This is a genomic window from Colwellia maritima (assembly GCF_022669015.1).
In the GTDB taxonomy this organism is placed as follows: domain Bacteria; phylum Pseudomonadota; class Gammaproteobacteria; order Enterobacterales; family Alteromonadaceae; genus Colwellia; species Colwellia maritima.
Genome location: NZ_JAKKSL010000001.1, coordinates 487,513 through 500,064, shown reverse-complemented (window position 1 = coordinate 500,064; position 12,552 = coordinate 487,513). Strand labels below are relative to the sequence as shown.

Annotated in this window: 13 protein-coding genes and 3 pseudogenes; 3 read left to right on the top strand and 13 right to left on the bottom strand. The window is 36.3% G+C overall.

Annotation, left to right across the window (positions count from 1 at the left end):
- Positions 1–177 precede the first annotated feature (177 nt).
- Together L3081_RS02445 and L3081_RS02440 are read right to left on the bottom strand one after the other, a co-directional pair.
- Positions 178–489 carry a DUF4124 domain-containing protein gene (locus L3081_RS02445; protein ID WP_242283205.1) on the bottom strand — a complete coding sequence of 104 codons (312 nt, stop codon included), beginning with the start codon at positions 487–489 and terminating at the stop codon, positions 178–180.
- 684 nt (positions 490–1,173) lie between these two features.
- Positions 1,174–1,716: a carboxymuconolactone decarboxylase family protein gene (locus L3081_RS02440; protein WP_242283203.1), complete on the bottom strand. Its 543-nt coding sequence runs from the start codon at positions 1,714–1,716 to the stop codon at positions 1,174–1,176.
- 111 nt (positions 1,717–1,827) lie between these two features.
- Between L3081_RS02440 and L3081_RS02435 the strand changes: the two are divergent.
- Positions 1,828–2,414 (top strand): annotated as a pseudogene (locus L3081_RS02435) (TetR/AcrR family transcriptional regulator).
- Positions 2,415–2,514: 100 nt separating this feature from the next.
- Positions 2,515–2,805 carry a hypothetical protein gene (locus tag L3081_RS02430; protein WP_242283202.1) on the top strand — a complete coding sequence of 97 codons (291 nt, stop codon included), beginning with the start codon at positions 2,515–2,517 and terminating at the stop codon, positions 2,803–2,805.
- A gap of 279 nt (positions 2,806–3,084) precedes the next feature.
- Here the strand turns inward: L3081_RS02430 and L3081_RS02425 are convergent.
- A pseudogene (locus L3081_RS02425) lies at positions 3,085–3,264 on the bottom strand (NAD(P)/FAD-dependent oxidoreductase); the annotation flags it as partial.
- 103 nt (positions 3,265–3,367) lie between these two features.
- Between L3081_RS02425 and L3081_RS02420 the strand changes: the two are divergent.
- Positions 3,368–4,553, top strand: a pseudogene (locus tag L3081_RS02420) (BaiN/RdsA family NAD(P)/FAD-dependent oxidoreductase).
- Between the two features lie 129 nt (positions 4,554–4,682).
- Here the strand turns inward: L3081_RS02420 and L3081_RS02415 are convergent.
- The 10 genes from L3081_RS02415 to L3081_RS02375 all read right to left on the bottom strand — a co-directional run bounded on the left by L3081_RS02415 (position 4,683) and on the right by L3081_RS02375 (position 12,142).
- The gene (locus L3081_RS02415) at positions 4,683–5,201 is read right to left on the bottom strand and encodes a hypothetical protein (RefSeq protein ID WP_242283201.1); all 519 of its coding nucleotides are present in this window, start codon (positions 5,199–5,201) and stop codon (positions 4,683–4,685) included.
- A gap of 104 nt (positions 5,202–5,305) precedes the next feature.
- On the bottom strand, positions 5,306–6,190 hold the full coding sequence (locus L3081_RS02410; RefSeq protein WP_242282747.1) for an IS982 family transposase: 885 nt from the start codon (positions 6,188–6,190) through the stop codon (positions 5,306–5,308).
- Between the two features lie 99 nt (positions 6,191–6,289).
- Positions 6,290–7,042, bottom strand: coding sequence for a phospholipase D-like domain-containing protein (locus L3081_RS02405; protein WP_242283199.1), 753 nt, complete (start codon positions 7,040–7,042; stop codon positions 6,290–6,292).
- 43 nt (positions 7,043–7,085) lie between these two features.
- Entirely contained in the window at positions 7,086–7,754 is a 669-nt protein-coding gene (locus L3081_RS26210; RefSeq protein ID WP_274620285.1) for an HsdM family class I SAM-dependent methyltransferase, read from the bottom strand.
- On the bottom strand, positions 7,751–8,626 hold the full coding sequence (locus tag L3081_RS26205; RefSeq protein WP_274620284.1) for a type I restriction-modification system subunit M: 876 nt from the start codon (positions 8,624–8,626) through the stop codon (positions 7,751–7,753). The genes L3081_RS26210 and L3081_RS26205 overlap by 4 nt, the downstream gene beginning before the upstream one ends.
- A 426-nt stretch (positions 8,627–9,052) precedes the next feature.
- Positions 9,053–9,550 carry an HNH endonuclease gene (locus L3081_RS02395; RefSeq protein WP_242283198.1) on the bottom strand — a complete coding sequence of 166 codons (498 nt, stop codon included), beginning with the start codon at positions 9,548–9,550 and terminating at the stop codon, positions 9,053–9,055.
- On the bottom strand, positions 9,547–11,301 hold the full coding sequence (locus L3081_RS02390; RefSeq protein WP_242283196.1) for an AAA family ATPase: 1,755 nt from the start codon (positions 11,299–11,301) through the stop codon (positions 9,547–9,549). Before L3081_RS02390 ends, L3081_RS02395 begins: the two co-directional genes overlap by 4 nt.
- Positions 11,301–11,519 (bottom strand): hypothetical protein, encoded by a 219-nt coding sequence (locus L3081_RS02385; RefSeq protein WP_242283193.1) that lies wholly within the window; start codon positions 11,517–11,519, stop codon positions 11,301–11,303. The genes L3081_RS02390 and L3081_RS02385 overlap by 1 nt, the downstream gene beginning before the upstream one ends.
- Before the next feature lie 4 nt (positions 11,520–11,523).
- Positions 11,524–12,009 carry a restriction endonuclease subunit S domain-containing protein gene (locus L3081_RS02380; RefSeq protein WP_242283190.1) on the bottom strand — a complete coding sequence of 162 codons (486 nt, stop codon included), beginning with the start codon at positions 12,007–12,009 and terminating at the stop codon, positions 11,524–11,526.
- Positions 11,984–12,142 carry a restriction endonuclease subunit S domain-containing protein gene (locus L3081_RS02375; protein WP_242283188.1) on the bottom strand — a complete coding sequence of 53 codons (159 nt, stop codon included), beginning with the start codon at positions 12,140–12,142 and terminating at the stop codon, positions 11,984–11,986. The genes L3081_RS02380 and L3081_RS02375 overlap by 26 nt, the downstream gene beginning before the upstream one ends.
- Positions 12,143–12,552: the final 410 nt, after the last annotated feature.

The following is a 12,552-nucleotide window of genomic DNA, read 5'->3' as shown; positions in this document are numbered from 1 at the left end:
CTCGTTTTTATCTAATTTTGAATCAAATTCTTTGATATGTTGTTATATTTCCTGTGCGGTCCAATGATTTGAGACTTTCACTTGAAACAAAAGTAAATATTTCAAAACCGCTAACACTCTTTATATATTTTCGTTGTCTGTTTTTTTCTAAATAACCAGATAAAGTATTGTCCATTTTTACTCCTTGTAACTTCCGCTACCATGCATTTCTCCTTTCATTTTTCCCATTAAAATCATTGACATTGTACGATCTTCATTGATTTCAATGTCAAATGTATTGCCATCACTACTAATACAACGCCAATTTCCAATTAACTGCTCTTCAGATATTTTTACCGAAGAAGAGTGTTGAGGGGTTACCGCTAGCTCTTCAGATTTGATTTGTTTATTTTCAGGAGGAAATTGAGAAAATTTTATATTTCCATCTTCGTCTATCCATTTGTATACTTCAGCAAAACTAATAGAGCTGATAAGTATTAATAGGCACAAAATATATTTCATAAAACACTCCGTAAAAATTATTTAAAATTAACAAGAATAAACGCGACATATATCTTAGTTGTTATAACGTACATCACTCATATCCTTGTTGTTGAGGTAAGTTATCAGAAATATCATGCCAAGCAGCTTTACTACCAACATAAATATGACGAGCCTGCAGAGTTACTCGTTTTTATCTAATTTTGAATCAAAATACTCTAACTGGATTATTTTCTTTTAACAATCAAAAACATTCACGGTTTTAACACTATGATATTTTTTATCATATTCGAATAGTTCCTGCCACAGGTTAACCGATAATCATTTAGTGTCCTTTTGCCAGAAAAAACGATGGATAAAGCAGGCTGTGAGCAAACTTATTTCTTATGTTTCGTAAACCATGGGAAAAGTTTTTTGTAGGCTCATTAGTTATAACTAGACTGAATGCCATGCTTATTTTATTAGAAATAATTACTAATACCGCAATCTTTCAGTTTAGAGCCTTGAATTGATTTTAAATTAACGAGTTTCCTAAGACTACCTCTATCACTTTCGATTGATAAGGCATTACGATGCTCTTTATCGACTGATTTTATTCTAACAGGCTAAAATGGTTGATAAATTCTATTAACATCAAGAAATAAAATACAAAAGGCAACCTAAGTTGCCTTCCATTATTTGTAAAAATTGTATTTATTTTGCGAATTTTTTAAATGGTTCATCTACGGGAGTATCAGCAAGATGGTTAGTATAGTTACTCATTACTTTCTGAGATAAACCTAGAATAATTTCAAGTAGTTGTTGCTTGCCATAACCTGCTGCAAAAAATTTCTCAAGTTGCTCATTACTAATTACGCCGCGCTCTCGTGTCATTGCTAATGTGGTTTCACGTAGTGCTTCTAGCTTAGGGTTTGCAAGTAGTGTGTTATTTACAAGTGAATCAACGATACCTTGGTCAACTTTCATTGCGGCAGCAATTGCACTATGTCTTGGTACACAGTAGTGACAGTTATGCTCAACATTAATTGATTGCCAAACTACTGTTAGCTCTTCTGCATTGAACGATGTTTTTTGAAATAAATCATGCAGTACTTGGTAACCTTTAAGTAGTGTTGGTGCCTCAGCCATTACTGCATGTAAGTTAGGTAACATACCAAATGCTGCGACTGAATCAACCATTAATGATTTTGCTTCTTCTGGTGCATTTTCTGCTGTGTATAAAGTAAATTCTGTCATGTTTAGCTCCAATAAATAATTTGGTTTAAGTAAATTTACGCACATAGTATTTGATTTTGAGCGACTGCTCAAGTTAAAATTGAGCGATTGTTCAATTTGATTGGTGAAAGTATGGCTAATAAGGTTAAATTTGAACGCGAGAATGTAATTCGTGTTGCTAGCCGCTATTTTGGCAAAAAGGTTTTTATGCTACTTCAACGCGTGACTTACAAGAAGCCGTTAATATGCGTCCGGGTAGTATTTATTCTGCATTCGGCTCTAAAGAAGGGTTATACAGTGAATCACTGAAGGATTACACCGTACAAATGAAAACCCAAATAGAGGGTTTTTTATCAAGCGCCGATTCGATACTCGAGGGATTACATGCGTTTGTAGAAAATGTGATAATTCAATCAAAAGACAGTACTCCAAGTGCTATTTGTATGTTGGTTAAGGCAAACAGTGAATTTGCAAAAAAAGACTCAAACTTATACGAGTTAACTTTAATTCTAGCGGCTCAATTTGAACGCTATTTAACACAATTGTTTGAGCAAGCAATAAACAATAAAGAGTTAAAGGACACGATTACTGGGCTTGAATACGCGCGTTTTTTTCAAGTGCAATTTACCGGTTTACGCGGTTATTTTAACCGCCCTGGTGTAGAGAAATTTGCTCAACCAATGATCAATCAAATGTTTGCACTAATAAAAACATTATAGTTATTAATTACCTGTAATACATAAGGTGTTTTTGGTAGTTTAAAATTTATAGCGGGTTACTTTACAGCCCGTTAAACAACCATCATTAAAAGGAACGTTTATGACTAAATTATTTATGTGTTTTGTACTTGTTTTAACCAGTTTTACTTCTCTAGCTGAAGCAGAATTTGATTCTCAGCCGAAAAATTCAATTCTTTTAACTGTTTTTTTAAAGCACGACCAAGGTAAGAGCTTAGACGAAATTCAGGACGTTTTAGCCGAACAAGGCTTCTTTGAAGCATTTCCACCTAAAGGTGTTTCTATTGTAAGTCGGTATGTAATGATGGGTATTGGGCAAGTGGTTACTTTAGAAGTGCCTGCACACCACTTAATGAAGTTAACCTTGCAATAGAGAGAAGCGCATGGAAAGCATTTTCGACTGAATTTTATCCTACCTATAACTTGTACCCTATTTATAAAGATAGATTAAAAAACAAAGCTAAAGTGTCTTACAAGTAACTACAGGTTCACTAATTTCATAGTACCGTGTGGACTTAATATTCATAAGATAAAACTTTGTTAAATATGAACTTATTATTAATAAAGAGCCTATAAAATCATAGCCTTATTGAACATTGCATACATCAAAAGTAATGGGGCATTCTGACCCTACTACTTTTGATATTGTTAGCTAAACATCCTGGCCGCATGCTACACCACTGCTCCATGCAAATTGAAAATTATAGCCTCCGAGCCATCCTGTTACATCAATCACTTCACCAATAAAATACAGCCCTGAAGATTTTTTAGCTTCAAACGATTTAGAAGACAGTTCATTGGTATCAACCCCTCCTAATGTGACTTCTGCTGTATTCCGAACACATTCCAAAAGTTGTCAATTTAACGGTATTAGATTAAGAATCATCCTTATCAATGATATAATTATATTAAAGGTAAATATTGAGAATATGAAAGTGTTGAAATACGATGTTGTTGTTGTTGGAGCAGGGGCTGCAGGCCTGATGGCTGCCTCGAAGTCTGGCGAAAGAGGAAGGAAAACGGTTATTCTCGATCATGCTAAAAGGCCAGGTAAAAAAATATTAATATCTGGTGGGGGACGATGTAACTTCACAAACTACTACATTGAGCCAGAAAAGTACTTATGTGAAAACCCTCACTTTTGTAAGTCTGCACTTAGCCAATATACTCAGTGGGACTTTATTTCATTAATGGAAAAATACAAGATTGCATACCATGAGAAAACTTTAGGGCAATTATTTTGTGATGACTCGGCTAAAGACGTTGTTGCTATGCTCGTTGCTGAATGCGAAAAAAACTCCGTTAACTTTAGCTATGAAACCGAAATACTTAATATTGAGAAGTTAGAGTCTGGTCTATTCTTAATAAAAACAAATAAGTCTGATTACCAATGTGAGAGTGTAGTGATTGCAACTGGTGGTTTATCTATGCCTAAACTTGGTGCAACTCCATTTGCATATAAAATAGCAGAGCAGTTTAATCTTGAAGTACTTCCAACCAGAGCCGGTTTAGTTCCTTTTACTTTGGAGCCTGCATTAAAAGAAGTTTTGGCAGAAGTTTCTGGTATATCAACCAATGTCACCGTAACAACGAACAACACCTCTTTTGCCGAAGATATGTTAATCACACATAGAGGCTTATCAGGGCCTGCCATATTACAAATTTCCTCTTACTGGAATCCTGGCGATATTGTCGAAATAGATTTACTCCCGAGTGAAAATATAACAGACATTATTAACCAAGCATTATCTGAACAACCTAATGTATCTACTAAGAATTTGCTGTCGAACCATTTTGCTAAAAGATTCGTAGAAAAGTTAATAGATATATATGAAATCCCTAATGTTCCTATCAAACAACTTAGCCATAAACAAATTCAGTTATTATCCAAAAACATCCATTCATGGAGCCTAAAACCCTCGGGAACTGAGGGGTATCGGACGGCCGAAGTTACTATTGGGGGACTTAATACTAATCACTTATCATCTAAAACAATGGAAGTTAAAACAGTGCCTGGTTTATTCTTTATTGGTGAAGCTACAGATGTTACAGGTCCGGCTCGGAGGATATAATTTTCAGTGGGCTTGGAGTAGTGGTTGGGTTGCAGGGATGAATGTCTAAATGTGGCTTGCCGGAATGAAGTCAGGGACAATGTCCTTGATTTTGAAATTAATCAAGGACAGATAAGCATCTGAAGGAGTATATTCAAACTTGAAACAATCAAATGAATATAGTTAAGTTTGTCTCTTTTTAGAAACTGATTCTTATAGGATACCCTAGTGCTCTTAACGATTTATTCGTTCTACCGTTCCTAGGTGGCGTAGTTTCTGGTTGTGCCCAACCTACAACTTCAGCAATTGAGTTAATTCCATAATGAGGAATCCAAAGTTCATCTGTCATGCTTGCTGAATATATTCGTTCCCAAATATTTTCTGGTTTTCCTGTATAAAGAATATCAAACAAAATTTGACGGATGTCTTGACCTTTCTTGTTACGTTGAGCCATTAGCCGGCTAGCAAATAATGGCAATCTTTCTTCACGAGATAGTGTTTTTATATCTGGTCTACCTAATGTTGCAGTAGTCATTTTTATCAAATGGTCTTTAGTTGCATGAGTACATCTGCACATTTCTTCAATATCATCTACAGATAACGATAACAGCTTGCCTTTAGTAAGAAGCTCCCTAAGTTTTGGTGCACTATAGTTGAACGTGTCATCTTCATTAGAAGGAGCCTCAGAACTACCTTGCCACCAAACTAAGGCATTCATTAACGCTGAATTAGGATCTCTTTCGTGATTTGAATAAAATTCCTCATATGGATAGGTATTATTTTTCTGCCTAACTTCGTTGTAATAATAAACCTCAGATCGGGTTAAGCCCTAACCATAGCATTCTTCTCTACGTCATTAATATTAAGGGTTGGCTTATTTTCTTTAAGGCAATAAGCCACTAACCCCGCAAGTAAATTCAACATAAAACCATTAGGACTGCGATGACGAGAATGCTCTATTTGAGAAATATTCTTTAATTGATCATTTATCGTCTCGATAATAAACCGTCTAGATAGCATGGCTCTATCCCATAACGACATCGCTTTTGCTTTCATATTACTGCGAACAGTTGTTATCAAGTCAACACCAGTTTCCTTTAAATCGGCGGTTAATTTTTTGCTGATGTAACCTTTGTCAGCATATAACTTTCCTTTGAGGTTTTTAGCTAACGCAAACACAGGCTTGGTGTCATGCACATTGCCAGTCGTTAATTTAGCATCAACTATTTCCCCCCTAAAGTTGGTGACTAAATGCAGTTTGAACCCATAAAACCAACCCATTGTTCCTTTGCCTCGCTCGGCTATACCGTCAAATGTTTTGTGTCTAGGTATTCGTAGGTTATGGCATACTTTTATGCTCGTAGAGTCAATGAATTCAATGCCTGTAGATTCACCCTTGAGTATGGAAAAATAGCTAGAAAGAGGAACGATAGCTTTAGGCATTACCTCTAAAAATCGAGTGTAGCTCAATAAACTAGGGAAGTGAGAACGATAAAATTTAGCGATATAACCTTTATAATAATTTTTAAAGTCGCGATGATTTGATGTATGAAAAGCAATAAGGATAGTGATCACCTCGCTCATCGTCATACGACAGGGGCGATTTCGCTTTATATTACCATCAGCAATTAATTGTTTTTCCCATTGTGGAATAAATACGCGACAAAAATCATCGACATCACAGAATATTTCAACTAGTTTGTTCATGCCCGTTCCTTATTATCTTTCTGTTTTTTCTTGTTCGAAAGATCGGATCGTGGAACGGGCACTTAGTTCAATTTAATTTATTCTTATCCCGAGCTGAGGTTAATAAGCATGTAGAAATTGATCAACTTGCCAATAAACAGGTATATCAGCTGAAATCCATTTAGGGCGGAAATCGTTAATTTGGGATGCGATATTATCAATTTTAGCAATAGTCGATTGCCACTCTTGTCTAAAGCGTTCCTTTTTCTTATCAACTACAGAGCCTTTAGTGTAATCACTAACACCATTGAACACAGGGACCTTTCTGATTTTCTTTGCTTTATCATCTATTTCATCAGCACCAGATTTTTTTCTCAACGCTAAAATTTCTATTTGTTCGTCAATAATATCTTGGGATAAAGGGATAGATTCATCTAAGTCATTAAGTTCATCAAAAAAGGATTCGAGCTGAGATGTTAAGTTATTGGAGATAATATCTTCTTCTGTAAAAAACATCCCCGTTTCAATATTTGTCCACCAAGCTCTGTTGGTCAAATTGGCTGAGCCAATATACGCACCGTAACCTTTCCACCAAATTATCTTCGAATGCAGTACATCAGGGATCAGCCGGCAAAATATGTTGTTTTTAATATTTTTTAACAACTGAGAAAGTAGGCGAGGTTGTACAGGAACCGTATGATCATAACGCATCCAAATATCTAGCCGATATTTGTTATCAATACAGTTTTTTAACAGTGTATCGGTATCATTACCATAGGCTATGGCGGCTAATACTCCATCTACTTCGTCTCCTATCTTTGGTAAATAAGACGATAAAAATTGTTTGTTCACACCACTTGCTATTAGTTTCATAAATTCATCCATAAAAAAGCCGCATATTATTGCGGCTAACTAATTATTCCACTGTACTATCTGGCAAGCCACTCGCTACGTCTTTAAATGCTGCTAATGCTGCTTCTAAATGGTCGATAATCTCTTGCTGTAAAATATCTGGTGGTGGCAAGTTATCAAGGTTATCTAAACTATCATCTTTAAGCCAAAATACATCAAGGCTAGCTTTATCACGATTAATTAATTCGTCATAACTGTAATATTTAAAACGTTCAGATTCTTCACGTTTATGACGATTATCCGGGTTATAACATTGAATGAAATCTTTAAGGTCGCTCAACATCATTGGGCGTTGTTTTAACGTAAAGTGCTTATTAGTTCTTAAATCGTAGAACCAAATACCTTTTGTATGTACTTTTTCATCACGAGCCGCATTGTCGAAAAACACAACATTTGCTTTAACACCATTGGCGTAAAATATACCAGTTGGTAAGCGTAAAATGGTATGAACATCACAGTTGTTTAACCACTTACGACGTATGCGCTCGCCCGCACCACCTTCAAATAATACATTATCGGGTAATACTACCGCCGCTTTACCTGTGTCTTTTAAACTAGAAACAATGTGTTGCAGGAAATTAAGTTGTTTGTTGGTGGTAGTTGCCCAGAAATCTTGACGTTCATACGTCAACGCATCTTTGTCCTCACCACCTTCAGCGTTGGTAATTGTCATGCTGCTTTTTTTCCGAATGGCGGGTTCGCGAGCACGTAATCTACCTTGTCCTCTCCTTCGATTTTAGTGAGCAATGCATCTGCTCTCTCTACTTCTGGTTCGCCATCAATACTACCTATATTGTGCAAGAACAGGTTCATTAAACACATACGGCGAGTCGATGGGACTATTTCGTTACCACGGAAAGTTTCGTCACGTAAAGCTTGAACTTGGCCTTTATTAAGCTTTGATTTGGCGACAATGCTCGGATCGTGTTTAGATGGATTCCAATGGCTCATGCCCTTTTCAATCCATTGTTCATCTCCATAAGTGATCCAATCACTTGCCGTTAAGAAGAAGCCCCCTGTCCCACAGGCAGGGTCTAAAATAGTTTTTTTCGGTTCAGGACGAACACAAGCAAGCATTGCATCGATCAATGCACGAGGCGTAAAGTACTGACCAAGACCACTTTTGGTATCTTCCGCATTCTTTTGCAGTAAACCCTCGTATAAATCACCTTTCGCGTCTGAATCTAAACTAATCCAATTTTCATCGTTAATCATTTTAACAATACGCGCTAATTTAGCAGGATCAGGTATTTTATTTTCCGATTTATAGAAAATTGCTCCAATCATGCCGCTTTCGTTGGCTAGACTTTTTAAAACTTTACGGTATTGTTCTTCTAATTTTTCACCTGTTAAACCTTGTAAAGTTTCCCAATTAAATTCAACTGGCACTTTAGTGTCGCGAGAATAAGGTGGCAAAGCATACTCATGCGCCATTTTTAAAAATAACAGGTAAGTAAGCTGCTCTAAGTAATCACCATAACCCACACCATCATCACGTAATGTATTACAGTAATTCCAAACTTTTTGTACTAATCTTTGGAGCATTCATTTATCAATCTCTTTTGTTTATATTTACTAACTCTAAGCTTTTATTGTTAGCCGACTGTTCTAATTAACTCACCAATCCATGGATGTAACCTATCTTTTTCTTTGTCTTGTTCAAGTTGATAAACTAGAAAACCCAAGTAAGTATTTTTATTTTTTGGGTGAAACCACTCCCAATTTTCCGAAGTTCTTTTTCAAAATATGCATCGGCACCTTGGTCTTGTCGGAGTTTTTTTAAGTACCAGTTTTTCGTTTCTTCGACCTGAGGTTTAAACAGCTTCCATTGTGCAAGTCGCCCTTCATTTAATCTTTTTTGGTCAAGATGATACAGCCGTATAGAAAATTTAATTTTAATATCTTCAGGAGAACCGTTTTCAAATCTTGAAAACGGTATGCCCGATTTATCATAGGATAGTAATCGCCATTCTAACCGTTTGCATGGGTCGAGTAGTACTGGAACTTCATTATTTTCGTCAAGCTTATTATAAGCTCGAAGAGGTTCATTAACCAAAGGGAAATAATTCCATTTTCCGCCGGACTTCCTTGTAAATCTTTTCTATATTCGTTGCAATGTTGACATGAAAATCGAAAATTTTCTGGGTTAAATGCTGCCCATTTATAACCTGAGTGCTCAGGCGCAATATTATATCTGATTAACGACTTACCCTCTTCAGCTAGTGCAACTCCCTGTACTTTTCCTTTAGGTCGATAATGATCTACTGCGTTGTCCGTTCTAGGAATGTTTGTTTCACAATACCAACATCTTCCATTGGAGAGTTCTTCTAAACTTTCTCTCAAAGCTTTCCAAATAACACTGCGATCATCAGCAACAATAGTCCCATCTAATAATGCTTCTGTAGCAGCCTCAGCTCTATCTTCCCAACCGACAGGTAAATCTACATAGGTGTTATCAACAAACCTCATTGTTCATTCTCGTCTAGTAGTTTTGTAATAGCTTGCTTAGCCACAACATCACGTTCTTCTTGTGATAGGCTTAGCGCAAAATCGACTAGTTCTTGAAAGCTTTCCGCATCAGACTTTTCATATAGGAGAGAGTTACGAATCTTTATATAACGCTCATAGTCATCATCGCGTTGCGACATACTGAATCTATCATTATCCAACCACTCAGAAATAACTTGAAAGCGTAACTCTTCAAACTTTGTCTTATGATCAATACTTGCTAATGCTCTATATGTTTCAAGCCTTTTTTGAGTACGCTTATCTAATGAAGACCCTAGACCAAACATGTCACTAGTAATAATTCCTGCATACCCCATTCCTTGAGGATCGTGATGTGGTTTATGTGACTCAATTGTTCGCGTTTCATCATCACGACTTAATATTTGAACTTGATCACGAGTTAATTCAGCAATAGCAATTGGATTATGTGTGGTTAGTACTATATGACTATTGTTTTCACCTTTTGAACCAGAAGTAACAAATTTATTAAGGTAATCAATATAATCAACACTCCACTTAGGGTTTAAATGGGTGTCAGGTTCATCTAGTAAAAATAAACTTTCTTCTTCGGCGGTGAACCGAAGTAAGCCTAATACCGTTAATAGTTGCTGCTCGCCTTCACTTAATTCTCGGAAAGTTACTGTACCATCATTTTTTTTAAGCTTAATACGAATACGAACTTCGCTTATTAACTCTGAGACATAAGTACTTTCAAGGTCTCGAAAAAAGTCCCTCGGTTCTTGATCACCAACTAACTCAGTTAATCCATCAATATCTTTAATGAACATATAAAGATATTCACGTTCTTTTTTATTCCAAAGTGTCGCTTCATCTTTTCTTTTTATCTTTATTGGTGCGGTGGAAACTCTATGTACGCGATCTAAAAAATCGCGAACAACACCCTCCGCACCCCAGAATATATCTGGTGTGCTCTGACATGCATCATGGGAGCCTTTTGGTGTTTTACTTTTATTTAAATTCCATGAAGGCTCATTTAATTCTAATAATACCGAATCAATGCTTTCAGCATTTTCATCGGTTTCTAGGCCTAGTTGGGTATCCAAAAAATGTCTGACTAGATCATCTTGTTTTAATACAAACGCTAACAGTACAAATTGGCTATGAACAGGTAAAGCATAGAACAGACGCCTTAAGCCAGGATCTTCCGACTTCGCATTACGTAACTTTTTATCATATTGCTGAAGGTACGGGCGAAATACCGACTGCATTCTGTCACTATGGCCAGAGTAATAACCAAACACATATTTAGGTAAAAACTCATCTTGTCGTTTTTTGAAATCCGTAAACTTCATGTCAGCTAATTCAGCTTTACCCGTTAACACACTTAATAAATCTGCTTGCGCTGTTTGTTCCGTCTTTATTTCACCTAAGTCTTTATAACTGACTTTATATGCATTTTTTGAAAGGTCAGGATCTGCATTGATTTCTATTTCTTTTTCATGGCAAAAGTAGCGAAGAGTATAAGCAAAAGAAGGTTTGTCTTTGTCGTTCTTGTCATTTTTACCCATGATTAAATCACGAAAAAGTACTGCCAATGCCTCAAGTACATTCGATTTACCCGTTCCATTCCAACCTATAACCAAAGTAACCCATTCTTCTTCTTCAAAATCGATAGTGACGTTTTTCAGGTTTTTAAACCGTTGGCGATCACCTTCACGCTCTGAACCTATGGTAAATGAGGCTAATCGCATTAGTCTTCCTTAACTTCTTGCTTGATAAATATTAATTGATCATAACCACCGTTACGTTCAATTTTAATTTTGCCTTCTTTTTCTAACTTACGTAGTTCTGTGTAAATTTCTTCGATACGATCCGTTGAGGTACCATCAATAATACCGCATTTCTTAAAGGCTTCTTGCGCATCAAACCACTTGTCTTCAGATGTTAAAACTTCTAATAAAGTATCCATTACATTAACTTTTTTTAGGTTGGCGAGATTTCTTTGGCTTAACTTGCTTAGCCAACTCTTCACGTTCTTTTTTAATTTTTTCTAATAATACTGATCTTGGCTCATCATTCGGATCTTGTGGCACAAGTTGACCTGAAAAGGCTGATTTAAGGATATTCTTACGTTGAGCATCAGATTGTTTTAAACCAAGTGCAGTTGCTTCAACTTGCCTATCTATAGTGTCAAATTCATTGGTAATTTCTTCTATTAACGCTTTTTGTTCAGCAATAGAAGGTAAAGGAATTGCCAAATCACCTAACTTAGTGCCATTAACGTTTGCTTGCCCCGCGGTCTGATTCATCACTTCAGCTAGCCATTTTTTACCCAAAACTGAATTAATATAGTGTGCTGCTATTTCGGGTAGAAAATGTTCTGTAAATGTCACAGAGATAAGATACGATGCATATGAAACAGGTTTTCCGATATCACGGTAAATAGCTGTTTTCCCCACCCGACTCAGCACTGTTCGTACGATTAAACAATAAGTCTCCGTCATTTAGTAATAAATCAGGGAATTCTTTATGGTCAACAGGCAAAAACTTTAAGTTGCCATAATCTAACTTCCCACCTTGAATATTACCCATACGTAATACAGGTATACCCGAACTATCATCATTGGTTTTTGATGATGAGCCATAACGCTTATTAACCGCTAACTGGTCTATTGTCGCCCAGACCCGCCTTCAGGTAATTGCGGAAAATCTTTAGTATTTGGATTTACTGGCTCAGGGTATTTTTCTTGCCAGTTTTTCGGAGGCGTTTTATCTTTGGCTTTAAATTCTTCGAGCTTTTTTTGTTGCCATTGTTCACGGCGATCAATAAGAATACGTTCTAATAGCTGCTCACCATTTTCTTTAATACTACCTCTGTTAGTTTCTCGCCATTTTTGTGTGAGTGAACCTTCGATAGCACTCTTTAATAACGATTGACGATATTGAGTAAGTTTTATTTTCGCGGCTTTGAGTTCATTAACACCGGATCTAAATCAGAAAAA